Source organism: Micromonospora sp. NPDC005686 (assembly GCF_042871665.1).
Classification (GTDB): Bacteria; Actinomycetota; Actinomycetes; order Mycobacteriales; family Micromonosporaceae; genus Micromonospora.
The window spans coordinates 259,102-285,582 of record NZ_JBIAIY010000010.1 but is presented as its reverse complement, the minus strand read 5'-3'; the positions used below and the strand labels follow the sequence as shown (position 1 = coordinate 285,582).

The 26,481-nt window shown below is 73.4% G+C and carries 26 protein-coding genes; 15 read left to right on the top strand and 11 right to left on the bottom strand.

Annotated features, from left to right (window positions below; genetic code table 11):
* Together ACFYON_RS23540 and ACFYON_RS23535 are read left to right on the top strand one after the other, a co-directional pair.
* On the top strand, window positions 1-417 hold a 417-nt coding region (locus ACFYON_RS23540; protein WP_355015128.1), incomplete at its 5' end, for a non-reducing end alpha-L-arabinofuranosidase family hydrolase.
* Between the two features lie 27 nt (window positions 418-444).
* A complete protein-coding gene (locus tag ACFYON_RS23535; protein ID WP_354872104.1) occupies window positions 445-2,181 on the top strand; it encodes a cellulose binding domain-containing protein in 1,737 nt (578 codons plus the stop codon).
* A 60-nt stretch (window positions 2,182-2,241) separates the two neighbouring features.
* Here ACFYON_RS23535 and ACFYON_RS23530 read toward each other — a convergent pair whose 3' ends face one another.
* Complete coding sequence (locus ACFYON_RS23530; RefSeq protein WP_357711297.1) at window positions 2,242-3,807, bottom strand: pectate lyase; 1,566 nt, start codon at window positions 3,805-3,807, stop codon at window positions 2,242-2,244.
* 331 nt (window positions 3,808-4,138) lie between these two features.
* On the opposite strand from ACFYON_RS23530, the gene ACFYON_RS23525 reads away from it, so the two are divergent.
* The gene (locus ACFYON_RS23525; RefSeq protein WP_357711295.1) at window positions 4,139-5,350 is read left to right on the top strand and encodes a hypothetical protein; all 1,212 of its coding nucleotides are present in this window, start codon (window positions 4,139-4,141) and stop codon (window positions 5,348-5,350) included.
* Here the strand turns inward: ACFYON_RS23525 and ACFYON_RS23520 are convergent.
* On the bottom strand, window positions 5,288-6,292 hold the full coding sequence (locus tag ACFYON_RS23520; RefSeq protein WP_357711293.1) for a DMT family transporter: 1,005 nt from the start codon (window positions 6,290-6,292) through the stop codon (window positions 5,288-5,290). The two genes, ACFYON_RS23525 and ACFYON_RS23520, sit on opposite strands and share 63 nt — an antisense overlap.
* Here ACFYON_RS23520 and ACFYON_RS23515 point away from each other — a divergent pair.
* On the top strand, window positions 6,291-7,682 hold the full coding sequence (locus ACFYON_RS23515; protein ID WP_387321044.1) for a PLP-dependent aminotransferase family protein: 1,392 nt from the start codon (window positions 6,291-6,293) through the stop codon (window positions 7,680-7,682). The two genes, ACFYON_RS23520 and ACFYON_RS23515, sit on opposite strands and share 2 nt — an antisense overlap.
* Window positions 7,683-7,773: 91 nt before the next feature.
* On the opposite strand, the gene ACFYON_RS23510 is transcribed toward ACFYON_RS23515, so the two are convergent.
* From ACFYON_RS23510 to ACFYON_RS23495, 4 genes are all read right to left on the bottom strand, one after another.
* The gene (locus tag ACFYON_RS23510; protein ID WP_354872090.1) at window positions 7,774-8,583 is read right to left on the bottom strand and encodes a SigB/SigF/SigG family RNA polymerase sigma factor; all 810 of its coding nucleotides are present in this window, start codon (window positions 8,581-8,583) and stop codon (window positions 7,774-7,776) included.
* 142 nt (window positions 8,584-8,725) lie between these two features.
* On the bottom strand, window positions 8,726-9,289 hold the full coding sequence (locus ACFYON_RS23505) for a GerMN domain-containing protein (RefSeq protein WP_354872088.1): 564 nt from the start codon (window positions 9,287-9,289) through the stop codon (window positions 8,726-8,728).
* Window positions 9,286-10,635, bottom strand: coding sequence for a HAMP domain-containing sensor histidine kinase (locus tag ACFYON_RS23500; RefSeq protein ID WP_354872085.1), 1,350 nt, complete (start codon window positions 10,633-10,635; stop codon window positions 9,286-9,288). Before ACFYON_RS23500 ends, ACFYON_RS23505 begins: the two co-directional genes overlap by 4 nt.
* The gene (locus tag ACFYON_RS23495) at window positions 10,632-11,306 is read right to left on the bottom strand and encodes a response regulator transcription factor (RefSeq protein WP_354872083.1); all 675 of its coding nucleotides are present in this window, start codon (window positions 11,304-11,306) and stop codon (window positions 10,632-10,634) included. Before ACFYON_RS23495 ends, ACFYON_RS23500 begins: the two co-directional genes overlap by 4 nt.
* A 149-nt stretch (window positions 11,307-11,455) precedes the next feature.
* Between ACFYON_RS23495 and ACFYON_RS23490 the strand changes: the two genes are divergently transcribed.
* The 5 genes from ACFYON_RS23490 (at window position 11,456) to ACFYON_RS23470 (ending at window position 14,582) form a co-directional block, all read left to right on the top strand.
* Entirely contained in the window at window positions 11,456-11,821 is a 366-nt protein-coding gene (locus ACFYON_RS23490; protein ID WP_354872080.1) for an STAS domain-containing protein, read from the top strand.
* A 9-nt stretch (window positions 11,822-11,830) separates the two neighbouring features.
* Complete coding sequence (locus ACFYON_RS23485) at window positions 11,831-12,145, top strand: hypothetical protein (RefSeq protein ID WP_354872078.1); 315 nt, start codon at window positions 11,831-11,833, stop codon at window positions 12,143-12,145.
* Window positions 12,142-12,708 carry an STAS domain-containing protein gene (locus ACFYON_RS23480; RefSeq protein ID WP_355096138.1) on the top strand — a complete coding sequence of 189 codons (567 nt, stop codon included), beginning with the start codon at window positions 12,142-12,144 and terminating at the stop codon, window positions 12,706-12,708. The genes ACFYON_RS23485 and ACFYON_RS23480 overlap by 4 nt, the downstream gene beginning before the upstream one ends.
* Window positions 12,702-12,992, top strand: a complete 291-nt coding sequence (locus ACFYON_RS23475) for a BON domain-containing protein (RefSeq protein WP_354872074.1) — start codon at window positions 12,702-12,704, stop codon at window positions 12,990-12,992. The genes ACFYON_RS23480 and ACFYON_RS23475 overlap by 7 nt, the downstream gene beginning before the upstream one ends.
* Window positions 12,993-13,130: 138 nt before the next feature.
* Complete coding sequence (locus tag ACFYON_RS23470; RefSeq protein WP_387189438.1) at window positions 13,131-14,582, top strand: cellulase family glycosylhydrolase; 1,452 nt, start codon at window positions 13,131-13,133, stop codon at window positions 14,580-14,582.
* A 44-nt stretch (window positions 14,583-14,626) separates the two neighbouring features.
* Here ACFYON_RS23470 and ACFYON_RS23465 read toward each other — a convergent pair whose 3' ends face one another.
* Window positions 14,627-15,517, bottom strand: coding sequence for a diiron oxygenase (locus ACFYON_RS23465; protein ID WP_354872071.1), 891 nt, complete (start codon window positions 15,515-15,517; stop codon window positions 14,627-14,629).
* A 48-nt stretch (window positions 15,518-15,565) separates the two neighbouring features.
* On the opposite strand from ACFYON_RS23465, the gene ACFYON_RS23460 reads away from it, so the two are divergent.
* From ACFYON_RS23460 to ACFYON_RS23445, 4 genes are all read left to right on the top strand, one after another.
* Window positions 15,566-16,282, top strand: a complete 717-nt coding sequence (locus tag ACFYON_RS23460; RefSeq protein ID WP_354872069.1) for a TetR/AcrR family transcriptional regulator — start codon at window positions 15,566-15,568, stop codon at window positions 16,280-16,282.
* Entirely contained in the window at window positions 16,279-16,548 is a 270-nt protein-coding gene (locus ACFYON_RS23455) for a DUF4873 domain-containing protein (RefSeq protein ID WP_354872067.1), read from the top strand. Before ACFYON_RS23460 ends, ACFYON_RS23455 begins: the two co-directional genes overlap by 4 nt.
* A 21-nt stretch (window positions 16,549-16,569) precedes the next feature.
* Window positions 16,570-17,208: a YdcF family protein gene (locus ACFYON_RS23450; protein WP_387189360.1), complete on the top strand. Its 639-nt coding sequence runs from the start codon at window positions 16,570-16,572 to the stop codon at window positions 17,206-17,208.
* 85 nt (window positions 17,209-17,293) lie between these two features.
* Complete coding sequence (locus tag ACFYON_RS23445) at window positions 17,294-18,055, top strand: glycosyltransferase family 2 protein (protein ID WP_387189362.1); 762 nt, start codon at window positions 17,294-17,296, stop codon at window positions 18,053-18,055.
* Window positions 18,056-18,151: 96 nt separating this feature from the next.
* Here ACFYON_RS23445 and ACFYON_RS23440 read toward each other — a convergent pair whose 3' ends face one another.
* Both ACFYON_RS23440 and ACFYON_RS23435 read right to left on the bottom strand, forming a co-directional pair.
* Window positions 18,152-19,531: a PHB depolymerase family esterase gene (locus ACFYON_RS23440; protein ID WP_387189364.1), complete on the bottom strand. Its 1,380-nt coding sequence runs from the start codon at window positions 19,529-19,531 to the stop codon at window positions 18,152-18,154.
* Between the two features lie 127 nt (window positions 19,532-19,658).
* Window positions 19,659-20,744, bottom strand: a complete 1,086-nt coding sequence (locus tag ACFYON_RS23435; protein WP_354872055.1) for a DUF4037 domain-containing protein — start codon at window positions 20,742-20,744, stop codon at window positions 19,659-19,661.
* 99 nt (window positions 20,745-20,843) lie between these two features.
* On the opposite strand from ACFYON_RS23435, the gene ACFYON_RS23430 reads away from it, so the two are divergent.
* Window positions 20,844-21,767, top strand: a complete 924-nt coding sequence (locus ACFYON_RS23430; RefSeq protein WP_387189366.1) for a 5'-3' exonuclease H3TH domain-containing protein — start codon at window positions 20,844-20,846, stop codon at window positions 21,765-21,767.
* Between the two features lie 8 nt (window positions 21,768-21,775).
* On the opposite strand, the gene ACFYON_RS23425 is transcribed toward ACFYON_RS23430, so the two are convergent.
* Window positions 21,776-22,663, bottom strand: a complete 888-nt coding sequence (locus ACFYON_RS23425; protein WP_354872050.1) for an MHYT domain-containing protein — start codon at window positions 22,661-22,663, stop codon at window positions 21,776-21,778.
* A gap of 168 nt (window positions 22,664-22,831) precedes the next feature.
* On the bottom strand, window positions 22,832-25,612 hold the full coding sequence (locus ACFYON_RS23420) for a DEAD/DEAH box helicase (RefSeq protein WP_354872048.1): 2,781 nt from the start codon (window positions 25,610-25,612) through the stop codon (window positions 22,832-22,834).
* A gap of 86 nt (window positions 25,613-25,698) precedes the next feature.
* Here ACFYON_RS23420 and ACFYON_RS23415 point away from each other — a divergent pair, with 86 nt between their 5' ends.
* A complete protein-coding gene (locus ACFYON_RS23415; RefSeq protein WP_387188987.1) occupies window positions 25,699-26,463 on the top strand; it encodes an HAD family hydrolase in 765 nt (254 codons plus the stop codon).
* Window positions 26,464-26,481: the final 18 nt, after the last annotated feature.

The window sequence follows — 26,481 nt, the reverse complement described above, 5'->3', positions numbered from 1 at the left end:
GGGAACTTCCCCGGCAGCTTCGGGTCGAACTACACCACGATCATGTCGGACTCCACGAACAACCTGTTCGAAGCCGTGCAGGTCTACAAACTGCAAGGCCAGACCCGCTACCTGATGATCGTCGAGGCCATCGGCTCCCAGGGCCGCTACTTCCGCTCCTTCACCGCCACCAGCCTGAACGGATCCTGGACCCCCCAGGCCGCCACCGAGTCCAACCCGTTCGCGGGCAAGGCCAACAGCGGCGCCACCTGGACCAACGACATCAGCCACGGCGAACTCATCCGCACCACCGCCGACCAGACCTTCACCGTCGACCCCTGCAACCTCCAACTGCTCTACCAAGGCCGCTCCCCCAACTCCGGCGGCGACTACGGCCTCCTGCCCTACCGACCCGGACTCCTCACCCTCCAGCGCTGACCCGGCCGAACAAGGAGAGAAGGCTCGATGAGAAGACACCTGACGACCCGTACCGCGGCGTTGTCGGCCGGGGCCGTCCTGCTGGCGTCGACCGCGGTCGCCGCGGCGCTGCCGGCCGGCGCGGCGGCCGCCGGCTGCGCGGTCGACTACGCCGTGTCGTCGCAGTGGCAGGGCGGCTTCGGCGCGAACGTCACAGTCACCAACCTCGGTGACCCGGTCAACGGCTGGACGCTCACCTGGTCCTACGCCGCCGGTCAGACCGTCACCCAGGCGTGGAACGCCACTGTGACGCAGAGCGGAGCGGCGGTCACCGCCCGCAACGTCGACTACAACGGTTCCATCCCCACCAACGGCACCACGTCGTTCGGCTTCAACGGGGCCTGGACCAGCAGCAACCCCGCGCCGACCAGCTTCGCGCTCAACGGGGTGACCTGCACCGGCGGCACGACGACGCCGACCACGTCGCCGTCCACCTCACCGTCGACTTCGCCGACGACTTCGCCGACCACCTCACCCAGCAGCCCACCGCCCACCGGGGCGGCGGACATCACCGTCAACACCGCCAGCCGCTACCAGACGATCGACGGGTTCGGCGCCGCGGTGTCGATCTGGGGCGGCGCGTGGTCGACGGCCGACACGCAGACGCTCGTCGGGCTCGGTCCCAACCAGCTCGGCCTGTCCATCGTGCGTACCGGCATCTCGCCGGTGTCCGGCGAGTGGGGAACCCAGGTCAGCGCGCTGCGGACGGCGAAGTCGTACGGGTCGAACGTGAAGATCATGGCGTCGCCGTGGACCGCCCCGGCGGCCTGGAAGACGAACAACAGCCGGATCAACGGCGGCAAGCTGCGCACCGACTACTACGACGACTACGCCGGCCACCTCAACAGCTACGTGCAGTACATGCGCAACCAGGGCGTGACGATCGACGTCACGTCCGTACAGAACGAGCCGGACTGGCACCCGGACTACGACTCGATGGACTGGAGCGGCACCGAGCTGCAGACCTTCGTGCGGGAGCAGGGCGCCAAGGTGCAGAACACGAAGCTGATGGTCGCCGAGGCGGTGAACCTCAACTACGGCTACACCGACCCGACGCTCAACGACGCGGCGGCCCGCAACAACATCGGCTACATCGGCGGGCACCTCTACGGCACCGAGGCGTCCGGCCGGCTGAAGCCGTACACGCTCGCGCAGCAGTACAACAAGCCGGTGTGGATGACCGAGTGGAACCTGCACGAGGCCGACGGCGGCGGCTCCAACATCTGGGGCAACCCGGCCAACGCCGCGGCCTGGAACGAGACGCTCGACGACATCATGCGCACCGTGCACAAGTCGATGGAGTCGAACTGGAGCGCGTACGTCTGGTGGTACGGCAAGCGCTACTACTCGTTCATCGGTGACGGCGAGTCCGCGTACGGCACCGTGGCGGGGGCGCCGCTCAAGCGCGGGTACGCGTTCTCGCAGTACGCCAAGTACGTGCGGCCCGGCTACCAGCGGGTCGCCCTGACCAAGAGCTCGAAGGCCTCGCCGCTGGAGGTGACCGCCTACTCCGGCGACGGGAAGGTCACGCTGGTGATCCTCAACCGGTCCACGAGCGCGGTGAACAACGCGGTCATCCAGGCGCCGCAGAACGTCAGCCGGGCCGAGTACGTGGCCACGTCGCAGAACGCCAGCGCGGCGAGCCAGCCGGTCGGCGTGAACGGCAACCAGGTGACGGTGAACGTCGGCGCGCGGAGCATCTCCACGGTCGTGCTCACCCTCTGACCGGCGACACGCACGAGGGCGGGGGCGGCCGGATCGGCCGCCCCCGCTCGTGTGTGACCGCTAACCGGCGTACGTCTCGAACTCGCCGACTCTCGGCGTACCGCCGGAGCTGTTGATCTTGAAGTTGATCTTTCGCAGCGTGGTCGCGGCGAAGGTGATCTGGCCGGCCCCGCCGCCGGAGGCGAGCACCGCGCCGGTGTCGTTGTTGACCAGCTGCCAGGACCCGATCGAACCCGAGGTGCCCGACGGCTCCCGGATGACCACCCGGGACACCCGCGTGTCGGAGCCCCACTTGATCGAGATCGTGCCGGTCGACCCGGACGGCGACCAGTAGGTGCTCAGGTTGCCGTCGCGCACGTTGCCGTAGCTGGTGCCGTCGGCCTTGCTGGACCCGTCCGCGCCGGCGCCGGAGACGAGGCTCAGGTTGGTCCCGCCGGACGGGGGCGGCGTGGTGGTTCCCGGCGGGGGCGTGGTCGGCGCCGGCGTGGTCGGCCCCGGCGTGGTCGGGGCCGGGGACTGCGGCGTGCAGTTGCCGTCGGAGACCCGCAGGCCGGTGTTGGCGCCCGCGGTCTGCCGCACGATCTCCGGCACGCAGCTCGCCGCGTCGAGCCGGTACGAGTACGGGACGCTCACGGTGGTCGTGGACGTCACGTTCGGACCCGCCGGGTAGTTGTCGCTGCCGGGCGAGGACCAGGTCACGTTGTCGAAGATGTTGCCGCTGACCTGCCAGGTGCCGCGCTCGCTGGTGTAGAACGTGCCGAGCACGTCCTTGGAGTTGCGGAAGTAGTTGTTGTCCACCTTGGCCCGCGCCCCGGCCCGGGAGTTGATGCCCGACTCGTGCAGCCCGGTGTAGTGGTTGTTGTACATGTGGGCGATGCCGCCGCGCAGCAGCGGCGTACGGGAGTCGATGTTCTCGTACAGGTTGTGCTCGAAGGTGATGTAGCCGTTGCCGCGGTCGCTCTCGCTGGACCCGATCAGGCCGCCGCGGCCGGAGTTGCGCAGGATGCTGTACGACAGCGTCACGTACTGGGTGTCGTCCTTCATGTCGAACAGTCCGTCGTAGCCCTCCGACTCGCCGCCGGACGCCTCCAGCGTGACGTGGTCGACCCACACGTTGCGGACGGTGCTCTCCATGCCGATCGCGTCGCCGCCGTTGGAGGTGGGCGAGCCGGACTTCTTGACGTTGCGCACCGTGACGTCGCGGATGATGATGTTGCGGGAGTCGCGGATGTGGATACCGAGCTGGTCGAAGACGGCTCCGCTGCCCACCCCGACGATGGTGACGTTGCTGATCTGCTTCAGCTCGATCACGCCGTCGGCGGTGTTGCAGCTCGATCCGGAGACCTTGCTGGTGTTGCCGTGATTGATGGTCCCGGTCACCTCGATGGTGATCGGGGTGCTGCTGCTGGCCCGGTTGCACAGCGCCGCGTGGATCGCGGTGCCGGTGGTGGCGCGTACGGTCTGCCCGCCCGCGCCGCCGGTGGTGCCGCCGTTCTGGGTGGCGTAGCCGGTGGCGCTGCCGGCCGCCGCCGACGCCTGCGGTGACGGTAGCGCCAAGGCGACGGCGATACCGACGGCCGCCGTGGCCAGTGCCGCGTGGAGTCGCAGAGCGACTGTTCTTCTCATGTCGCCTCATTCCTTTTTCGAGCATGCGGGAATCGCCGCCGAGCAGCGGCGGTCACCGAATGGAGATAATGAGGAGCCGCGCCGCGATCAGGCGCGTCGCCAGCGAATGTGGTTCATCTGCGATGCCCGGCCCGCACATGAAACATCGATGTAACGCAATCGTATGAAAGCGCTTTCCAGGAAGGCAAGGGCTGGCGTTTGCAGGTTTTTTGCACCGCCCGGCCGCGCCGGACGCCAGGACCGCCTTCTTGACGGGACGCGAGATCGATGGTTGCCTGCACCTCACCCTGAAGATCGACGCTCGTCTAACTCATGCCTCACGAGGAGCGCCATGCCCCATCGCCGCAGCACCCCCATGCGGGCCGCCGTCGCCGGTGCGATCGTCGCGGCCCTGGCCGCCTCACCCGCCCTCGCCGCGCCCCTGGACCCACCGTCCGGCGGCAACACCTGGAGCGCCGAGCTGGCCGTCATCGACGCCGACGACGTGAACGTCACCTGGACGGGCAGCGGGCTCCGTCTCGCCGACACGGCACGGCCCGCCGCCGCGCAGCGACGCGCCGCGGCCCAGGGCACGCTCCTCGTCGCGCCCCACTCGCTCGCCGCCCCGGCCAACCGGGTCCGGGCCGACGTCGTCGCGAGCGCAGGCCGGGACGGCGCCGTCGAGGTGTCGGCGCGGGGCTGGCGGTCGGGCGCGTGGACCGAGTGGCGGTCCCTCTCCGGCGCCGCCGTCTTCGACCAGCCGGTCACCCGGGTGCAGATCCGGGTGACCCTCACCGCCGAACGGCCGTCCGCCACGCCCACCCTGCGTGAGGTCCGGCTCGTCACCGACTCGGTCGCCGCCGTCACGGCCGCCACCCCCGGCCTCACCTACCGGGTGTACGCCACCCGCGAAGGGCTGGTCGGCGGCACCACCGCCAACGGGCACGTGATCGTCTCGCGGGACCACTTCGTCGCGCTGCCGTCGGCCCGAGGTCTCGCGCCGAAGAACACCGGCGACTACACCGTGCGGGTCTGCACCACCACCCGCAGTCGCTGCGAGTACGCGCCGGTCTGGGACATCGGGCCGTGGAACACCAAGGACGACTACTGGAACCCGAGCAGTGTCCGCGAGTCGTGGAAGGACCTGCCGCAGGGCCGGCCCGAGGCACAGGCGGCGTACCAGAGCGGCTACAACGGAGGCCGGGACCAGTTCGGGCGCGTGGTGGGCAGCCCGGCCGGCATCGACCTCGCCGACGGCACGTTCTGGGACGGCCTGCTGCTCACCGACAACGCCTGGGTCGACGTCGCCTACCTCTGGACCGGCAGCGGCACCCGGGGCCGGATCGGCAGCGGCCCGCTCAACATCCGCTCCGGCCCGGCCACCAGCAACCCCGTCGTCGGCCTGGCCGCCACCTACGCCAACGTGCCGATCGAGTGCTCGGTCACCGGCCAGTCGGTGAGCGGCCCGTACCGGACCACCAGCCAGTGGAACCGGCTCGCGTCAGGTCACTTCGTCAGCCACGCGTACATCTCCAGCGTGAGCGGCGCCATCCCGGCCTGCTGAGGACGGGCTGCCCGGGGCGCGCGCCGGTGCCGCGCCGCCCCGGGTGCGCTGGATGAGCACGACGCAGGCGAGCACCGCGCCCGCCACCACCAGCGCGCCGGGCGTGACCGCCTCACCCAGCAGCACTGCGGACCACACCAGCGTGAGCACCGGCTGGACGAGCTGGATCTGGCCGACCTTGGCGATCCCACCCCGGGCCAGCCCGGCATACCAGGCGAAGAAGCCCAGGAACATCGACACCACTGTGAGGTAGCCGAATCCGGCCCAGGCGGCGACGCCGCCCTGCGGGCGGTGCAGGAGCGCGGCCCCCGCGGTGACCGGCACGGTGACCGGGAGCGACAGCAGCAACGCCCAGCAGATCGTCCGGGCGCCACCGAGTTCGCGGGCCAGCCGGCCGCCCTCGGCGTACCCGAGGCCGCAGAGCACCACGGCGGCGAGCAGGAACGCGTCGGCCGGTGACAGCGCGCCGCGGATCGAGCCGCCGGCGGCGAGGAACGCGAGCACCAGCGCCAGGCCGGCGGCGCCGGCGACCCAGAACAGCGGCGGCGGCCGTTCACCGGCCCGCAGCACCGCGAACACCGCTGTCGTGGCGGGCAGCACGGTGACGACCACCGCGCCGTGCGCGGACGTCTGCGTGGTGAGCGCGAGCGAGGTGAACAGCGGGAAGCCGACCACGACGCCGAGCGCGACGATCGACAGCCGGCGCCACTGGTCGCGGGTGGGACGTGGCGCGCCGGTCAGCCGCAGGTAGGCCCACGCGAGCAGCGCCGCGCCGACCGCCCGTCCGAAGGCGACGAACCAGGGGTCGAGTGTGTGCACCGCGACGCGGGTGGCCGGCAGCGACATGCTGAAGGCCAGCACGCCCAGCGCGCCGAGGGCGACCCCGCCGCCCGGGCTGGCCGTTATCGTCGTCGGGACAGTAGCGCTACTCTGTTCCTTCATGGGTGATGGTAGCGCTATCGATCGCGTCGTTCGGTACCTGGATGCGCTGGCGGCGTCCGCCGCCCCGGGCACGCGGCTGCCTTCCGTGCGGGAGCTGACCGCGCATCATCACGTCTCCCCCGTGACCGTCGCCGAGGCGACCCGGCGGCTCGTCGCGGACGGGTTGATCGAGACGCGGCCGGGGCGCGGCGCGTTCGTGGCCGCCCGGCGCACCGGGCCGCCGCGGGCCGACCTGTCGTGGCAGACCGTCGCGCTGGGCCCGCGGCGGGGCGGCGAGGAGGAGATGCAGGCACTGCTGGCGTTACCTCCGGCGGGCGCGATTGCGCTGACCGGTGGCTACCTGGACCCGGATCTCCAGCCCGCCGCCGCGCTCGGCGCGGCGCTCGCCCGTGCCTCCCGCCAGCCCGCCGCGTGGCAGCGCGGCCCGGTGGAGGGGCGGGCGGATCTGCGAGCCTGGTTCGCCCGCGAATCAGGTGGCGGCCTGCGCGCCGAGGACATGGTGATCTGCGCGGGCGGACAGGCCGCGCTCTCGTCGACCCTGCGGGCGCTCACCACGCCCGGCGACGCGCTTCTGGTCGAGTCCCCCACCTACCTGGGCGCGCTCGCCGCCGCCCGCGCGGCCGGGCTGCGGGTGGTGCCCGTACCCGCCGACGCCGACGGGGTACGGCCCGACCAACTCGCCGCCGCGTTCGCCCGCACCGGCGCCCGGCTGTTCTACTGCCAGCCGCTGCACGCCAACCCGCACGGCGCGACACTCGCGCCGGCCCGCCGTGATCAGGTCACCGAGGCGGTACGCGCGGCCGGGGCGTTCCTGATCGAGGACGACTACGCCCGCGACCTCACCGTCGACGGCGACGCCCCGCCCCCGCTCGCCGCCGACGACCCGGACGGGCACGTGGTCTATCTGCGGTCGCTGACCAAGCTGGCCGCGCCCGGCCTGCGGATCGCCGCGCTCGGCGCGCGCGGACCGGCCGGGGCGCGGCTGCGCGCCGCCCGCCTGCTCGACGACCTCTTCGTCGCCGGGCCGCTGCAACAGGCCGCGCTGGAGTTCCTCACCGCGCCGGCCTGGGACCGGCACCGCCGTACCCTGCGCCGGGAGTTGCGGGCCCGCCGGGAGGCGCTGCTCGCCGCGTTGGACCGGCACCTGCCGGCGCTGGCGCCACGCGACGTCCCACGCGGTGGCCTGCACCTGTGGGTACGCCTGCCCGACGGTGCCGACGACGTCGCGGTGACGGCGGCAGCGGCCGCCGCCGGGGTCACCGTCTTCCCCGGGCGCCCCTGGTACGCGGCCGAGCCCCCCGCCCCGCACCTGCGCCTCACCTACGCCGCCGCACCACCCGAGCAGATGGACGAGGCCGTCCGCCGCCTGTCCACAGCCCTCCCCCACTGACCGGCCTCGCGCGAGGTTCAGGCGGGCGCGGCGGTGGGTGAGACGACGCGACCCCCGCCGGGTGGGCCGGCGGGGGTCGCGGTCGGGTGGATCAGGCCTCGGTGAGCTGGCCACGCAGCTTGGTCAGCGCGCGGGCGAGCAGCCGGGACACGTGCATCTGGGAGACACCGACCCGGGCGGCGATCTCGCTCTGGGTCAGGTTGCCGTAGAAGCGCAGCGTGAGGATCTTCTGCTCGCGCTCGTCGAGAGTGGCGAGCGCCGGGCCGAGCGAGGCGCGCAGCTCGGCCAGCTCGTACTCGTTGTCCTCGGTGCCGAGCGTGTCGCCCAGCTCGGTGGCGCTGTCGCCGTCGCCGATCGGGGTGGACAGCGAGACCGCGTTGTACGCGCGGGCGCCCTCCAGGCCCTCCAGCACCTCTTCCTCGGTGACGTCGAGGTGGGCCGCGATGTCGGCGACGGTCGGGGCCCGGTTGAGCGTCTGGGTCAGCGTGCTGTTCGCCTCGGAGATGCGCAGCCGCAGCTCCTGGAGGCGGCGCGGCACCCGGATGTTCCAGGTGCGGTCGCGGAAGTGCCGCTTGATCTCGCCGAGGATCGTCGGGATGGCGAACCCGGCGAAGTCGACGCCGCGCGAGGCGTCGAACCGGTCGACCGCCTTGATCAGGCCGAGCGCCGCGGTCTGCGCCAGGTCGCCGGCGGGCTCGCCGCGACCGCTGTAGCGGGCGGCCAGGTGGTTGGCCAGCGGCAGCCACGCCTCGATGACCTGGTTGCGCAGGGCGGCCCGCTGCGGGTGGTCGGCGGGCAGTGCGGCGAGCGCCGTGATCAGCTCGCTGGCACGGGACTCCTCACCGGTCTGCGGCGCGCGGTGCACCTCGGTCGCGGTCGAAGCCATGGTCATCGTGGTCATGCTGCCCTTCCTGTCCTCGGAGAACGGGTGGCCTCCCACACCGGTCGTGCCAGCCACACTAGACCAAAGGCCACCGCCAAATCAACCGAAAGGACGATGGAGATTATTGGGCACAACCGGACAAAGGGCCGATGCGGGTGCATCAGCGAGGCATCAGCGGGCGGTAGTCGGCAGCGGTGAGCGGCAACACGGAGAGGCTCCCGTCCGCGCGCGGCACCTCCAGCGGCTGCCCGTCCCGGCGGAACACCACGCTGTACACGTCGGGCCGCTGAGTGAGGCTGCACACGATCTGCCCGAAGGCGAGCACCTCGTCGTTGCGGCCGGTCTCCTCGCCGACCTGGCGCACGTCGACGGTGGCAAGCGTGCCGGCGAGCGTCGCCCCGGCGACCGCCACGGTGCCCGGAAGCGCCGTGGCCAGCCCCTGCCGGCGCTCACCGCCGTCCGGCCCGGCCAGCAGGTGCTGAAGATGCGCGTCCACCTCCGGCAGCCCGTCGACCCGGCGCTTGACCACGACCAGGCCGTCGTCCCGGACGAAGCAGAACGGCTCGTCCACCCGCCCGTCCGCATCGACGGTCGAGGACACGGCCGGGGTCGGGAACGCGCCGGGCGGCGTCTGCACCAGCCGGGGCTCGTCGTCCACCGGAACACCGCAGCCGGCCAGCAGCACGGCCGCGAGCAGGCCGGGCAGGAGCCGCCGCCGGCTCATCGCAGCGCTCCGGGCAGCTCGACGCGGAAGCGCGCGCCGGGCTCGCGGTCCAGCACGGCGGCCGTCCCCCCGTGCGCGGCGGCGTGCTGCGCCACCAGGGCGAGCCCGAGGCCGGTGCCGTCGGTGCCGGCCCGGTCGTGCGCCGCCCGCCCCCTGACGAACCGGTCGAAGATGATCTCGCGGTCGGCGGGCGGCACGCCCGGACCGGCGTCGTCGACCTCCAGCACGCCCACTCCGTCGCGTCCGCCGAGGCGTACGGCGACAGGCCCACCGCCGTACCGCTCGGCGTTCTCCACCAGATTCAGCAGCGTCTGGGCGAACCGGCGCCGGTCGACCCACCACAGGTGCGAGGCGTCGCCGTCGACAGTCACCAGGCTCTCCGGCAGCGACCGCTCCCGGCAGCAGGCCCGGGCCAGCTCCACCACGTCGACCGTCTCGCGGTGGGCCGGCTGCTCGGTACGGGCCAGCTGGATCAGGTCGTCGACCAGGCGCTGGAACCGGGTCACCTCGTCGGCGACCAGGCCCGCCGCGGTCGCCGTGCGTTCGTCCTGGTGCTCCCGGCGGCGGTTGAGCACGCTCGCGGCGGCGGACAGTGTCTGCAACGGCGAGCGCAGCTCGTGGCTCACGTCGGCGGCGAAGCGCCGGTCCCGCTCGATGCGGTGCACCAGCTTGTCGACCATCTCGTTGAAGGAGCTGGACAGGCGGGTGAGGTCGGGATCGGTGGTCGGGTCGAGCCGGGTGGCGAAGTCGCCGGCCGCGATCCGCTCCGCCGCGTCGGCCACCGCGGTGAGCGGCCGCAGGCTGTGCCGGGTGGCGTACCAGCCGAGCGCCGCGCCCGCCCCGGCGACCATGATCGCCACGGCGATCAGCGCCAGCCCCACCACCTGGAACGTCTCCTCGACCTCCCGCAGCGAGGTCAGCTCGTAGTAGCCGAGCGCGCCGGGCAGCGGCACGCCGACCAGCAGCGCGGGCTGACCGTCGAGCCGGATGCGCTGCACCGCGGGTTTGCCGGCGGCCACCATGCGCTGCAACTCCGGCGGCACCGAGCTGGCGCCCACGTCGGCGGTCCGGGCGTACCAGCCGTCGGGCAGGTGCAGCAGCGGCCGGCGGGCGCTGCCGGTGTCGAGCGAGCGCAGCACCGCCACCACGTCCGGGGTGCCGGTGTCCAGGCCGGAGCGAACCACGGCGGCGTCGTAGTAGGCGGCCCGCACCGCCGCGCGCTCCCGCTCGTCGAGCAGCGAGCGCCGGGTCAGGTCGTACGAGAAGAGGGCCATCAGCGCCGACAGCAGCAACGCGCCGACGGCGAACGCCGCGGTGACCCGGGCGCGGAGTCCGGGACGGGTCATCGCTGGAGCTTGTAGCCGAGACCGCGCAGGGTGACCAGGTGGCGCGGGTTGGCCGGGTCGGGTTCGATCTTCTGCCGCAGCCGACCCACGTGCACGTCGACCAGCCGCTCGTCGCCGGTCTCGTAGCCCCAGACCCGGCTGAGCAACTGCTGGCGCGACAGCACCCGCCCGGCGTGCTCGGCCAGCTCGCAGAGCAGCCGGAACTCGGTCCGGGTGACCGGCACCGGCCGGCCCGAGCGCCGCACCTCGCCGGCCTCCGCGCTGATCTCCAGGTCGCCGAAGAACTGGGCGGGCACGGGCCCGGACACCGTGCGCACGCGCCGTCGCAGCGCCCGCAGCCGGGCGGACAGCTCCTTGATCGCGACCGGCTTCACCACGTAGTCGTCGGCGCCGGCCTCCAGCGCGGCGACGATGTCGTGGGTGTCGTCGCGGGCGCTGATCACCACGACCGGCACGTCGTCGTCGCGGCGCAGTTGCCGGATGCAGTCGAAGCCGTTCATGCCGGGCAGCATCAGGTCGACGAGCACGTAGTCGGCCGGCTTCTCCCGCTGCCGGCGCAGCCCGTCCTCGGCGGTCGGCTCGCCGTGCGCCTCGTAGCCCTCCTCCTCCAGGGCGAGCTGCAACGCGAGCCGGATGCGGTCGTCGTCCTCGATCACCAGTACGGCCGTCATATGGGCATCATGACCGGCCCCGCACGGGTCGCCCAATTGCGCAGGCCGTTCGTGCTTTTTGTCATCGAACCGTCATGCAACCGTCCGGGGACCTCCAAGATCCGCGCGCAGAGTGAGGTCTGCCCCGATCCGACCACGGAAGCGACGCGATGCCCGCCACCCTGCCGTCCCCGCCGGAGTCCGCCGTGCCGCACGTGCGCGTGGACATCACCGACGAGCTGGACCTCGCCGGGCTGCCCGAGGTCGCCCACGTGCTGGACCGCATCCTCGCGCTGCGGCCCCGCGAGCTGACGATCGACCTCGCCGGGTGCCGGCATGTGGACCCCGCCGCCCTCGCGCTGCTGCTGGACGTGCACCGTCGGCTGGCGCGGCAGGACGGCCGGCTCACGCTGAGCAATCCACACCCGCGGATCCGGCGCATCCTGGAGACCTCCGGGCTGGGTGCGGTACCCGTCGTCGACACGCCCCGTCCGGCCGCGCGCGGCCGGGCCCGGGTCGCGTCCGCATCACGCTGAGGAGGATCGGTGACCGGCAGCACGCTCGTCGGAGCGCTCGTGGTGGGCCTGGCCGTCGGCGGGTTGGGACGTCTCGTCCTGCCCGGGCGCAAGGCCGTCCCGGTCTGGCTGACGCTCGCGCTCGGCGTGGCGGCCGCGCTGCTCGGCGCGATCGTGGTCGGTCTGGTGGATCACCGCACCGGCGGCTCGCCGCTGCTGCCGCTGATGGTCGAGACCGGTTTCGCCGCCGTGGCGGTCGTGCTCGCGGTGGTGGCCGCGGGCGGGTCGGAGGCCGAGGGGCAGACGCCGCCCGCACCGGGTGGCCGGCGAAAGGAGGAGGTGTGACTGTCGTACCCGCGGACCACCTGATGATGCTCATCTGCGACGGCTGCGGCGACAGCGTCACCGGTACGGGCACCACGCTGCCCGACGCCGAGGTGGTGTGGACGCTGGTGTTCGACCACGACTGGGTCGGCTCCCCGTTCGCGTCCGGACCGCACCACTGCCCCCGGTGCAGCACCCGGGCGGCCATCGCCGACGGCGGCCTGGGCCTGGACGATCTGGAACAGGTCACCGGCACACCGGCCGCCCTCGACGTCGACCCGGCCGCGACGGTACGCCGTGCCCTCGCCGAGCGCTCCGTCCGCGACGACGTGGAGCTGGTCGACCTGTCCGGGCTCGAGGTGATCGACCCCACCGGGCTCAGCCTGCTGGTGCGCGCGCACCAGGACGCCCGGCGCGACGGCCGGCGGCTGTGCCTGCTGTCGCCGTCACGGTTCGTGCTCACCGTGCTGCACACCATGCGGCTCGACGGCGTCTTCACAGTCGTCGACGGCCGCGTCCCGGCGCCGGGGCCCGTGTCCCGCCGGCCGGTCCTGACCGAACAGAAGGAGACCTCCCCGTGGTGATGCCCTGGCCGTACCCCGAGTTCCCGTTCGCCGACGGCCGGCCGGAGCCCGACGACGCGGACACCCGGCTCGCGTCGCTCGTCGCGCAGCGGCTCAGCGCCGACTGGACCACCCGGCGGCAGCAGATCACCGTGACCGTGCAGAACCGGGTGGTCATCCTCGCCGGCCTGGTGGCGGACCCGGCGACGCGTCTGGTCGCCGCCGAACTGGCCTGGGACGTGCCGGGCGTGTTCGACGTCTGCAACGCGCTTAGGCTCTACGGCGGGCGGCGCGGCGGCCGCTGACCCGCGTGGTTGCACGCATCGGCGTCCACCTCTACGCTCTGGCGTGGGAGCGCTCCCCCAGGCAGCCACGTCGAGCTTTCCGGGCAGGTTCACGACGGGCACCGTCCGATCACCATCCAGACGATGGGACCTTCCCGTATGTTCTCGATTCCCCGTCCGTCCCGGCGGCACCTGCTCGTCGGCGGCGCGGTCGGCGCGCTCGCCCTGGCGGCGACCGCCGTGCTGCCGTCGACGAACGCGATGGCGGCAACCGGCTGCGCCGTCACCTATACCACCAACTCCTGGCAGGGCGGCTTCACCGCGACAGTGGTGGTGCGCAACCTCGGCGACCCGGTGAGCAACTGGACGCTGGGCTTCACCTTCCCCGACGGCGGCCAGCGGGTCGTGCAGGGGTGGTCGGCCACCTGGCAGCAGAGCGGCTCGGCGGTCACCGCGCGCAGCCTGGACTACAACGGCGCGCTCGGCACCGGCGCGAGCACCACCGTCGGCTTCAACGGCTCGTGGACCGGGTCGAACCCGAGTCCCACGTCGTTCACGCTCAACGGCACGGCCTGCACCGGCGGCACGAGCACCCCGCCACCGAGCACGCCCCCGCCGAGCACGCCCCCACCGAGCACGCCGCCGCCCACGACGCCGCCGCCCCCGACCGGCACCACGCCGGTCGCGATAAACGGCCAACTCCAGGTCTGCGGCGTCAACCTCTGCAACCAGTACGGGCGGCCGATCCAACTGCGCGGCATGAGCACGCACGGCCTCCAGTGGTTCGCCAACTGCTACACCGACTCCTCGCTTGACGTGCTGGCGAACGACTGGCGGGCCGACCTGCTGCGCATCTCGATGTACGTGCAGGAGCAGGGCTACGAGACCAACCCGGCCGGCTTCACCAACCAGGTGAACTCGCTCGTGGACAAGGCCGAGGCCCGGGGCATGTACGCGCTGATCGACTTCCACACGCTGACGCCCGGCGACCCGATGTACAACCTGGACCGGGCCAAGACGTTCTTCGCCAACGTGTCGGCGCGCAACGCCGCGAAGAAGAACGTGATCTACGAGATCACCAACGAGCCCAACGGCGTGAGCTGGTCGACCATCCGCACCTACGCCGAGCAGGTCATCCCGGTGATCCGGGCCAACGACCCGGACGCGGTGGTCATCGTCGGCACGCGCGGCTGGTCCTCGCTCGGCGTCTCCGACGGCGCCAACTCCGACGAGATCGTGAACAACCCGGTGCGGGCGCAGAACATCATGTACGCGTTCCACTTCTACGCCGCGTCACACAAGGACAACTACCGCAACGAGGTGCAGCGGGCGGCGAGCCGGCTCCCGCTGTTCGTCACCGAGTTCGGCACCGTCACCTACACCGGCGACGGCGCCGTCGACACCGCCAGCAGCAACGCCTGGCTCGACCTGCTCGACCGGCTGAAGATCAGCTACGCCAACTGGACGTTCTCGGACGCCCCCGAGGGTTCGGCGGCGCTTCGGCCGGGCACCTGCGCGTCCGGCTCATTCGGTGGAACGTCGGTGCTCACCGAGTCCGGCGCGTTCATGCGCGACCGGATCCGTACCCCGGACAACTTCCCCACCTCCTGACCGGGCGGCCGGCGGCGATCCTTTCCCCTTCGGGTCGCCGCCGGTCAGCCCTCCACCAGCCCGGCCCGGCGCCACAGCACCCGGCCCGGCCCGGCGACGAGTCCCAGCTCGGTCAGATGCTCGGCGATCCGCTGCGCGGACCAGCGCAGGGTGGCCCGCCAGTGCGGGTTGGCCCGCGCCGCGGCCCGGCCGGCCGCCGGGTCGATCCCGACCGCCGCGTACGCCCGCGGGTGCACCAGCCGCCGCGTGATCGAGTACGCGGCCCGGCCGATCACCAGGCGCGCGTACGCGAGCGCCACCGGCCCGGCGTCCTCGACCTGCCGGGTCAGCTCGTCGCGGGCGAAGCGCACGTGCCGTGCCTCCTCCACCACGTGGATGCGCGACACCATCCGGATCAGCGGCTGCAACGACTCGTCGGCCATGATCTCGCGCTGGAACGAGTCGAGGATCTCCTCGGCGATCAGGATGGCCGCGTACATCTGCGGGCCTCTCGCTGTGGACTTGAGCCAGCGTCCGAGCAGGTGGTCGAACGGCTCGGCGCGGTAGACCGGGGCGCGGGTGGCCTCGATGAGCCGGCCGAACATGATGGAGTGCCGGCACTCGTCGGCGACCTCGGTGAGCGCGTACTGGGCGTGCCGGCTGGTCGGGTCGGCGTCGTAGTACTGGCGGATCAGCATCTGCATGAGGATCGTCTCGAACCAGATCCCGGCGCTGGCCGCGCTGGCGACCTCGTGCTTGGTCAGCTCGATCCGCTGGTCCTCGGTCATGCCGTCCCACAGCGCGGTGCCGTAGAGGCTGCTGCGCGACGGCGGCAGCCAGTACGCGCCGGGCACGGGCGGCGCCGACCAGTCGATGTCGACCATGGGGTCGTAGCTGGTGCGCACCGAGGCGGAGAGCAGGCGGTCGGCGACCGCCTCGCGCGGGAATCCGGCCATGACCCCTCCATGTTGACGTAACTTCGAGTAACTGTTACGAGTGGTAGCATGCGACGCACCACCACCGATGTCAATGGCCCCGACGCCGGCGGGGAGCCGGCCGCGCCCCGCCCCGGCGGGCGGCGCGACCGCTGGGCCGACCACCGCGAACAGCGGCGTCAGGAGCTGATCGCGGCCGCCGTGCAGGCGCTGCTGCGGCACGGCCCGACCGTCGACATGGACCAGGTCGCCGCCGCCGCCGGGGTCAGCAAACCGGTGCTCTACCGCTACTTCGCCGACAAGGCGCAGCTCTGGCTCGCGGTCAGCGAGGTGGTCGCGGCGCGCGTGGTGGCCGCCATCGCGCCCGCGGTGGAGCAGGTACGTGAGGAGCGGGCGCTGGTCGAGGCGACGATCGACGCGTACCTGAGCGTGGTGGAGTTGGAGCCGTCGCTCTACCGGTTCCTCGTGCACGAGTCCGGGCATCCCGGCATCCAGCAGGTGGTCACCGGCACCAGCCGGCAGGTCGCGACCGGGCTGGCCCGGGTCATCGGCGACCGGCTGCGCGCGCTCGGCCTCGACGCCGGCCCGGCCGAGCCGTGGGCGTACGGGCTGGTCGGGTTCGTGCAGGCGGTCGGTGACTGGTGGACCACGCACGGGCAGCCGATCCACCGGGCCGCGCTCACCGAATACCTGACCACGCTGCTGTGGAACGGCATCGAGGGGGTCCGGCGCGGCGCGGACCTGCCGCCGGAGCTGACCCGCGCGCACGAACGGATCGACAGGTGACCTGGGAGGGCACGGCCGAGATCGCCGGCACCACGGTACGGCTGCACGCCGGGGGACGGTTCGAGCCGGTCGACGGCCAATACCACTGGGCCGGGCGGGTGGAGCCGGAACCACGCCTGGTCCGGCTGCTGCGCTCCGGCCGCCGGGACGTGGAGGTCCGGATCGGCGAACGGGCCGCCCGGGCCCGGCTGACCGAGGTGGACCCGTGGGGTGGCGTCCGCATCACCGGCGTCGGCACACCGCCCTGGCCGCCGGACGACGAGTGATCCGGCCCGTACCGTGAAGGGATGACGCCTCCCGCCACCGTGCTGCTGGTCTTCGGCCGTGGAGTGACGGCCGGCGACGGCGGCTACCGGCTCACCGCGGAGAGCGTCGCGCGCACCGAGGCGGCGGTGGCCTACGTCCGCGCGCACGCCGAGGCGTTCCGGCGCACCCCCGGCGCACGGGTGGTGTTCACGGGCGGCTGGCCGCACGGCCCGGCCGGTGAGCCGGCCCCGCCGCCCGGCTTCCGCGAGGCCGAACTGATGCGGGCGCTGGCGCGCGAGGCCGGGCTCGACGCGTACGCCCGGTCGGCGGCCGAGACCCACTCCCGCACCACGGTGCAGAACCTGGCGCACACCGTCCAGGACGGGCTGCTGGGCACAACGGAGTTCACCGCGCGGCGCCCGCTCGGGCTGGTCTCCCACCCGTGGCACCTGCCCCGCGTCCGGCTGCTCGCCGCGCGTGTGCTCCGCCTGTCCGGCCCGGCGCTGGTCGACGTGCCGGTGACCGCGCCCGACCCGGTGCCCGTGCGGCGGGAGCGGGCCGCCCGGGCGCTGAGCCGGATCGGCTTCATCGGCGTGCGCACCCCGGAGGCGTCGCTGCGCCGCGAGCGGGCGCTGACCCGCGCCGCCGAGCGGGTCGGACGCCTCACGCCCCGACGGTGATTCAGGCGAGCGCGCCCGGGGTACGACCGTCCTTGATCGACCCGGCGGACCCTGCCGGCGGGCGAGACCACCCCCGGGAGGCCCCGTGATCGTGCTCGTGCCGGTGTACCGACCGGGCGACCGCCTGCCGCCACTGGTCGGCGACCTGAAGGACGCGCTGCCGGGCGCGGAGGTGCTCGTCGTCGACGACGGCAGCGGCCCGGCCGCCGACGGGGTGCTGCGCGCGGCCCGCGCGCGGGGCGCGACGGTGCTGCGCCGCCGGGTCAACCGGGGCAAGGGCGTGGTGCTGCGCACCGGCTTCCGGTACGCCGCGACGCGCCACCCGGGACGCGACGTGGTGTGTGTGGACGCCGACGGCCAGCACAGCGTGCCCGACGTGTGCCGTGTGGTGGAGCGGACGCGCGTCAGCGGAGCGCCGACGCTCGGCGTACGCGCATTCGACGGTGAGGTCCCGGCGCGCAGCCGGTTCGGCAACGCGGCGACCCGGGTGGCGTTCCGGCTGACGACCGGCCGGGACGTGCGCGATACCCAGACCGGCCTGCGTGCCTACCCGGCGGCCCTGCTCGGCTGGCTCAGCACGATCCCCGGTGACCGTTTCGAGTACGAGATGACGGTGCTGCTGCGGCTGGCGGGCGCCGGGCTGCCGGTCGAGCAGGTGGACATCGCCACCCACTACCACGGCGGCAACTCGGGTTCGCACTTCTCCGCGCTCGCCGACTCGGTACGGATCTACCGGCCCCTGCTCGGCTTCGCCGCGGCCCGGCTGACCGGACGCCGCGACGTGGACACCGCGCCGGACCACGCGTTCCCGGCGTCGCCCTCCGCACCCGTGACCCGGACTCCCTGAGCGCGCGGCGGTGCCCCTGCCCGCCCGCGCCTGATCGGCGCGGCTTAGCCGAGGTGGCGGCATCCTGGAGATGCCGCCGCCTCGGCGTGGAGCGGATCAGGTGGTCGTGCAGGGGTTCCCGTTGAGCGTGAACGCGGCGGGCCTACCGGTGTTGCCGGTGTGGGTGGCCTGGAAGCCGATGTCCACCGAGCCGCCCGGTGGGATCGACGCGTTGTAGGACACGTTGCGGGCGGTCACCGCGCCGCTGGACGGGCTGTACGTGGCGTTCCAGCCCCCGGTGATGGTCTGGCCGCCCGGCAGCGTGAACGCGAGGGTCCAGCCGTTGAGCGCCGTGGTGGACGTGTTGGTGATGGTCACCGCGGCGGTCAGCCCGTTGTTCCAGGCGTTCACCACGTACCCGATCCGGCAGGCGCCCGACGGCGGCGGCGTGGTCGGCGGCTCCGTGGTCGGCGGCGCGGTGGTGGGCGGCGCGGTGGTGGGCGGCGCGGTGGTCGGGGGCGCGGTCGTCGGGGGCGCGGTGGTCGGGGGCGCGGTCGTCGGCGGCGCGGTGGAGTCCAGGCCGAAGAAGCGGATGGCCTGGGCCGCGTCGACCGGCAGGTTGTGCGTGACGCCCTGCATGCTGATCGCCTCGACCGTCGCGGTGCCGCCGGTGCCGCCGTAGCGGGTGCGGGTGTAGCCGGCCTGCGGGCTGTCCGTGTACGCGGGCGTCTGGCTCAGCCCGTTCACGTTGGTCCACTGGTCGATCTGCTCGCCGAAGTTCGGGTAGCGCAGCGTCTCGTCGTTGGTGCCGTGCCAGATCTGCATCCGCGGACGCGGGCCGGTGTAGCCGGGGTAGGCGTTGCGCACCAGGTCACCCCACTGCTGCGGGGTCTTGAGCACCTGGCCGTTGGCGCACTCGCTGTTCCACTCCGAGCCGTTCGTGGTGGCGAAGCAGGCGAAGGGCACACCGGCGAAGGCGGCGCCGGCCCGGAACACGTCCGGGTAGTCGCCGAGCAGCACGTTCGTCATCATCGCGCCGGACGAGGTGCCGGTGGTGAAGATCCGCTGCGAGTCGACCGGGTAGCGCTGCCGCACGTAGTCCACCATCGACTTGATGCCCACCGGGTCGCTGCCGCCGTCGCGGCGCAGCGCCTGCGGCGAGGAGACGTCGAAGCACTTGCTGCTGCGGGTCACCGACGGGTAGACCACGATGTAGCCGTACCGGTCGGCGAGCGCCGCGAACTGAGTGCCGGAGTACATGGCCGGGCCGCTGCCGGTGCAGTAGTGGTTCACCACGAGCAGCCCGGGCCGGGCCGCGACGGTGTCCGGGACGTACAGGTACATGCGCAGGTTGCTCGGGTTGGCGCCGAAGTTCGTCACCTCGGTCAGGGCGGCGGCCGAGGCCGGCCCCGGCAGGGCGAGCGCCGCTCCGACGGCGAGCCCGGCGGCGGCCAGCGCCGCGCCGAGCAGCCGGAATCTGCTCATTCTGGACAGCATGTGTTCTCCTCGATGGTGGGAACGCCGCAGGTGGCGGCGTTCTCGCCGGCGAGGCGCCTGCGACGGGCGGCCCGGACCCTCGGAGACGAGATAGACAGTCGCTGATCGATGCGACCCGAATCGGAGTCTAGGCCCCGACCGGCGCGCGGACAACCGCGGCGGCCACCCGGCGGGCCCGGTCCGGGCGGGTGAGCACGTCCACGTTGTCCACGTACTGGTCCACCGCGCCCACCGGCGGCCGGTCACGCAGCTGCGGGTCGGTGATCGCGGCGCGCAGCGCCTCGACGAACCGGCCGGCGTCCACCACCAGAAACGGCCGGTCGTGGAACGGGCGGGCGGCCGGGTCCACCGGCGCCGCCAGCGCGGCGTCGTTCGTCCAGCCGGCCACCGTCTCCAGCGCCCCCACCAGGCCGGGCTCCCGGGCCGTCCAGTCACCCGGCCCGAGCGCGGCGCCGAGCCCGTCCACCACCGGCGCCGCGGCCGGCAGCGCCGTGAACACCGTGCCGAGCCATTTCGCGTACGGCGGCCAGCGCCGGTGCAGCAGCAGGCCGAGGCGCATCAGGTCCCGGGCCAGTCCGGCGACCACGATCCGGCTGCCCAGTTCGTCGCCGACCTCGGCGCACCGGCCGGCCAGATGCTCGGCCTGCGCGACCCGCTGCCAGCCGGACGCCAGCACGTGCCGCCACACGTCGTCCGGATACCAGGCGAGCCGGTCCCGGACGGTGGTGAGCGCGCCGTCGAGCCCGTCGTGGAATACCGCTCCCCCGGTCAGCTCCGCCAGACGCTGCGTCGGCGTCGCCAGCCAGTCCGCAGTCGCCAGCCCGGCGCGCGGGTCGGCGCCCAGCCGCTCCCGCAGCCATCCGCCCAGCTCGTCCACGCTCACGCCGTGCCGGTCGCCGTCGGCGCGGACCGTGCCGAGCCGCGCCGCCGGCCCGCCGGCGTACCGGGTCGGCCAGCCGAGGAACCGCGCCGGCAACTCCGCGTCGAGCACCGCCCGTACCGGCGCCACGTCGTGCGCGTCCGCCACGAAGACCTGGGTACGCGGACCCCAGTCGTGGTCGGTGGAGCGCGGCGTGTCGAGGCCGAGCAGCTCGGAACCGCCGTCGAGCAGACCGGCGGAGTACGGCAGGCCGGGCAGCCGCCGCGCCAGCAGCGGACCCACCACCTCGTCGTGGAATCGGCGGGCCAGGGTCAGGCCGGGTACGAAGCTCACCCCGCCAGTCTGCGCACCGCGGGCCCCGCGCGCCCTCCGGTTTACCGCCCGGCGGTCGCCTCCCCCATCTCGTCACAGGGCTGTGGAAGGCTTGCCGGCGTGGCATACCGACAGCCGATCCTCCTGATCGACTCCCCCAGCCTCTACTTCCGCGCCTACTTCGGCATCCCCGAGTCGGCCGCCAGGACCGGCGACGGCCAGCCGGTGAACGCCGTACGCGGCTTCCTCGACATGCTCGCCCAGCTCGTGCGCACCCGCCGGCCCGACCGGATGATCTGCGCGCTCGACCACGACTGGCGGCCGGCGTGGCGGGTGGAGCTGCTGCCGTCGTACAAGGCGCACCGGGTCGCGCCCCAGGGCGGCGAGGTCGTGCCGGACACGCTGTCCCCGCAGGTGCCGATGATCCTGGAGGTGCTGGACGCGCTCGGCATCCCGGCCGTGGGCGCGACCGGCTACGAGGCCGACGACGTGCTCGGCACGCTCGCGGTGACCCAGCCGGGCCCGGTCGAGGTGGTCTCCGGCGACCGCGACCTGTTCCAGCTCGTCGACGACGCCCATCCGGTGCGCCTGCTCTACGTGGGCCGGGGCGTGGCCAAGCTGGACGACTGCGACGACGCGGCGGTCCGCACCCGCTACGGCGTGCCGGCCGACCGGTACGCCGACTTCGCGGCGCTGCGCGGCGACCCCAGCGACGGCCTGCCGGGCGTGGCCGGGGTCGGTGAGAAGACCGCGGCCCGGCTGATCGACCGCTACGGCGGGCTGGACGGCATCCTGGCCGCGCTCGACGACCCGCGCTCCGGTTTCGCCTCGGGGCTGCGGGCCAAGCTCGACGCCGCCCGTGACTACCTGGCCGTGGCGCCGAAGGTGGTCCGGGTCGCCACCGACGTGCCGCTGCCCGAGCTGGACCCGACGCTGCCGACGGCCCCCGCCGACCCGGACCGGCTGCTGGAGCTGGCGCAGCGCTGGAACCTGGCCGGCTCCTGCCGCCGCCTGGTGGACGCACTGGCAGGTGACCGATCGTGATCAGTTGATCACGAACGACGGTCGGTGCTCCGGCGGGACGGGAACGGGGCGCCGGGCTGCGCCAGCGTCGACCGGGCACGCAGGCCGACCGGGTCCGGCGCCGGTTCGGCGGGCGCGCCCTGCGGCGCCTCGCCGAGCCGCGAGCTGACGTACGCCAGACCGGCGCGGTCGTCGTCCGACGGCGCGGCGAGCAGCGCGTAGACCAGCCCGACCACACCGAAGACCACCGCCAGCACGATCGGCACCAGCAAGCCGCTCACCTCGGTGCCGGAGACCGGGCCGCGGCTCTCGTGCAGGTGCACCGACAGGGCGCTCATGCCGGTGAAGTGCATGCCGTTCACCGCGATGCCCATGACGAGCGCCGAGGCGCCGATGGCGAGCACCCGCCGCACGGTCATCGCCAGCCAGAGCGCCACGGTGGCGGCCACGATCGCGATGACCACCGACAGCGTCACCCGCAGCGGGTCGTAGCCGAGCGAGCCGTCCAGGCGCATGGCGGCCATGCCGGTGTAGTGCATGGCGGCCACCCCGGCGCCGGTGAAGAACCCGCCGGCGAGCAGCCGGGGCGCGGCGAGCCGGCCGGTGCCCACGATCGCCAGGCCGATGCCGACCGCCGCCACCGCGATGGCCGTGCTGGCGGCCGTCAGCGGCACGTCGTAGCGGATCCGGGTGCCGGCGACGGCGAACCCGAGCATCGCCATGAAGTGCATGGCCCAGATGGCGGTGCCACCCAGCGCCCACGCGGCGAGCAGGCCCCACCAGACGCGCTGGCCGCCGCTGGTGGCGGTCCGGATCCGCCCGGCGCAGACCAGCCCGAGCGCCGAGCCGAGCACTGACAACGCGTAGCTGAGCGCGGGTGTGATCCACCCGTACTCGAAGTGATTGATCTCGCCCACGAGGCCCTTCCCTCACATCCGCCCACGAGCGCGAAGCCACGGCGCTCCCCGGCAATGATCGGGCAGCACGTGGTCAGGTCGCACGCCGACCCCCCGACAATTCGCACGGTCGCGACAGGGTGACGCAGCGGTGTGCCGGTTCCGGCAACCGGTGACCCGAAATGACCATCAGGCGGACGCGTGGTAGGCCAGCACGCCCCGGTTCACCGCCGCGATGGCCTGCCGGGCGGTGCCGCGCAGCTCGGCCGAGGCGCCACCCGAGTCGGCGAGCTGGCCGAGCAGGTCGACCACCTGGCGCGCCCAGCGGACGAAGTCGCCGGCCGGCATCTCCCCGTCGATCTGGTGGCCGCTGGCCAGCACCTTCGCCAGCGCCTCACCGCGCGCCCACCGGTAGATCGGCCAGGCGAAGCCGAGATCCGGCTCCCGGGTCACGGCCAGGCCGCGCGCCGCCTCGTCCGCCTCGATGTCGCCCCACAGCTTGAGCGTCTCGTCGACCGCGTCGGCCACCGCGCCGCGCGGCAGCGAGGCCCGCTCGTCGACGTCCCGCCGTGCCTCGAAGACCACCACCGACACGGCGGCGGCCAGCTCGGCCGGGGACAGGCCGTCCCACACCCGGCGGCGCAGGCACTCGGCCACCAGCAGGTCGGCCTCGGTCCAGATCCGGGCCAGCATCCGCCCGACGTCGGTGACCTCGCCGTCGGCGGCCAGGTAGCCGCGCGCGGTGAGCAACGCGACGATCCGGTCGAAGGTACGGGCAAGCGAGCCGGTCCGCCCGGACACCCGCTCGCGCAACTCCTCGGTGTCGCGCTCCAGCCGACGCCGCCGCTCCGCCCAGCGGGCGTGCTCCTCCCGGTCCGGGCAGGCGTGGCACGGGTGCGCGCGCAGCTCGACGCGGAGCTGGCTGAGCCGGTGGTCCTCCCCCACCGCCTGACGGGACCGACCGCCCCGCCGGCCGCCGTGGCGGTCCAGGCCGGTGCCGCTGACCGCCGCGGCCAGGTCCCGCCGGGCGGCGGGCGAGCGGTGGTTGAAGTGCTTCGGCACCCGGATGCGGGTGAGCACCTCGGCCGGGGTGGTGAAGTCGCCCGGGGTCACCCGCCCGGCCCAGCGGTCCTGGGTGAGGACCAGCGGCCGGGGCTCGCCGAACCCGCCCGTGGCCGGATCCAGCACCACGGCCAGGCCGGCCCGCCGCCCGGACGGCACCCGGATCACGTCACCGACCCGCAGCCGCTCCAGCGAGGCGACGGCCGCCGCCTTGCGCTGGGTCTGCCCCTGCCGGGCGATGGCGCGTTCCCGGTCGGCGATCGCCACCCGCAGCGCGAAGTACTCGTCGAAGTCGCCGTGGTGGCAGGCGGCCTCCGCGCCGTAGGCCTCGATCGTCTCGGTGTTGCGCTGCACCTGCCGGGCCAGGCCGACCACCGACCGGTCGGCCTGGAACTGCGCGAACGAGGACTCCAGCAGCTCCCGCGCGGGCGCCGCGCCGACGCTGCCGACCAGGTTGACGGCCATGTTGTACGACGGCCGGAAGCTGGAGCGCAGCGGGTAGGTGCGGGTGGAGGCGAGCCCGGCGACGTGCCGGGGGTCGGTCTCCGGCGACCAGACCACCACCGCGTGGCCCTCCACGTCGATGCCGCGGCGGCCGGCCCGGCCGGTGAGCTGGGTGTACTCGCCGGGGGTGAGGTCGACGTGCGCCTCGCCGTTGAACTTGACCAGGCGTTCCAGCACCACGCAGCGGGCCGGCATGTTGATGCCCAGCGCGAGCGTCTCGGTGGCGAAGACGGCCTTGACCAGCCCGCGGACGAACAGCTCCTCGACCACCTCCTTGAACGCCGGGAGCATGCCGGCGTGGTGCGCGGCCAGGCCGCGCTCCAGCCCGTCGAGCCACTCCCAGTAGCCGAGCACCGACAGGTCCTCGCCGGGGATGGCGGTGACCTTGGACTCGACCACCCGGCGGATCTCGGCGCGTTCCTCCGCGGAGGTCAGGCGCAGCCCGGCGGCGAGGCACTGCTGCACGGCGGCGTCGCAGCCGGCCCGGCTGAAGATGAACAGGATGGCCGGCAGCAGGCCCTCCCGGTCGAGCCGGTCGACGATGTCCGGGCGCATCGGGCCGCGCCAGCGGGGGCCGCGCCGTCCGCCGCCGGGACCGGCGCTGCGGCCCTCGCCCAGCTCCAGGCGGCGCATCGTGTCCCGGGTGTAACGCAGCAGCTCGGGGTGCACGTCGTGCTTGCGGGCCGCGTCGGCGTCGTGGAACAGGTCGAACATCCGCTTGCCGACGAGCATGTGCTGCCACAGCGGCACCGGCCGGTGCTCGGAGACCACCACCGCGGTCTCGCCCCGCACGGTGACCAGCCAGTCGGCGAACTCCTCGGCGTTGGAGACGGTGGCCGACAGCGACACCAGCGTGACCGACTCCGGCAGGTGGATGATCACCTCTTCCCAGACCCCGCCGCGGAACCGGTCGGCCAGGTAGTGGACCTCGTCCATCACCACGTACGCCAGGCCCTTGAGCGTCGCCGAGCCGGCGTAGAGCATGTTGCGCAGCACCTCGGTGGTCATCACCACCACCGGCGCGTCGCCGTTTATCGCGTTGTCGCCGGTGAGCAGGCCGACGTGCTCGGCGCCGTAGCGGTCCACCAGGTCGTGGTACTTCTGGTTGGACAGCGCCTTGATCGGCGTGGTGTAGAAGCACTTGCGCCGGGCCTCGGGCGCGTCTCCGCCGGGCCGGCCGCGCAGCGCCAGGTGCACCGCGAACTCGCCCACCACGGTCTTGCCGGCGCCGGTGGGCGCGCAGACCAGCACGCCGCTGCCCCGCTCCAGCGCCTCGCACGCCTCGCGCTGGAAGTCGTCGAGATCGAAACCGAGATCCAGGGAGAATTCGTCCAGGGCCGGGAAGGCGGAAGCCTGCGCGGCCCGGCGGCGCGCCGCGGCGTACCGCTCGGCGGGGCTCGACATGACACCAAGATTAATCGGTACGACCGACGAGTACCGGTCAAGGCCGTCCGGCAGGGCAGTCGGAGCGGGTAGGTAGGGTGCACGACGTGCCGGACCGTACCGAACTGCCCCACCTCTCGAGCGGCGCGGACGACGCCGTCCGCGCGAGCCCGTCCCGCCGGCCCGTGGAGGCGGTGCTCTTCGACTTCCACGGCACCCTCGCCCAGGTGGAGGAGCCGCTGGCCTGGGTGCTCGCCGCCGCGGCGGCCTGCGGCGTCGAGCTGGACCGGATCCGGGCCACCTCGCTGGCCGACCGGCTGCTCACCGCCGGACGCGCCGGCGGCCCGCTGCCGGCCCGGGTGCCGCCCCGGCTGGCCGAGCTGTGGGCCGACCGCGATCTCTACCCGCACGCGCACCGGGGCGCGTACACCGGGCTGGCCGAGACCGTGGACACCGGCATCGACGGGCTGGCCGACGCGCTCTACGAGCGGGTGCTGGTGCCCGAGGGCTGGGTGCCGTACCCGGACACCGCGCCGGTGCTGGGCGCGCTGCGGTCCGCCGGGGTGAAGGTGGCGGTGGTCAGCAACATCGGCTTCGACCTGCGGCCGCTGTTCGCCGCCTGGGATCTCGACGCGCTCGTCGACGCGTACGCGCTGTCGTACGAGGTGGGGCGTTGCAAGCCGGACCCGGGCATCTTCCTGCGCGCCTGTGGGATGCTCGGCGTCGACCCGGAGCGCACGCTCATGGTGGGTGACACACCGGCCGACGCCGGCGCGGTGGCCGCCGGGTGCGGCGTGCTGGTGCTGCCCTGCGCCGACGCGGGCCGCCCGAACGGGCTCGGCGCGGTGCTCGACCTGGCCGGAGCCGGCTGAGCGCCGGCCCACCCGGCG